The 218-nt window shown below is 38.1% G+C and carries 1 protein-coding gene; it reads right to left on the bottom strand.

Annotated features, from left to right (window positions below):
* On the bottom strand, nucleotides 1-217 hold a 217-nt coding region (gene rpsB / locus NE623_RS14675), incomplete at its 3' end, for a 30S ribosomal protein S2 (protein WP_256276181.1).
* Between the last annotated feature and the right edge of the window lies 1 nt (nucleotide 218).

Raw genomic sequence — 218 nt, 5'->3', positions numbered from 1 at the left:
CTTGTGCTTGTTTTTTAGTTCCTACGAATAAAGCAACGCCGCCTTCTTCTGCAACGTTTTTCATGTAATCGTAAGCTGCATCTACTAATTTCACTGTTTTTTGTAAGTCAATGATGTAGATACCGTTTCTTTCTGTGAAGATATATTTCTTCATTTTTGGGTTCCAGCGACGAGTTTGGTGACCAAAGTGTACGCCGGCTTCTAGTAATTGTTTCATA

This window comes from Gemmiger formicilis (genome assembly GCF_024462815.1).
Taxonomy (GTDB): domain Bacteria; phylum Bacillota; class Clostridia; order Oscillospirales; family Ruminococcaceae; genus Gemmiger.
Note: the sequence above shows the minus strand (reverse complement) of the source record. Positions and strands in the feature narration are given on the sequence as shown.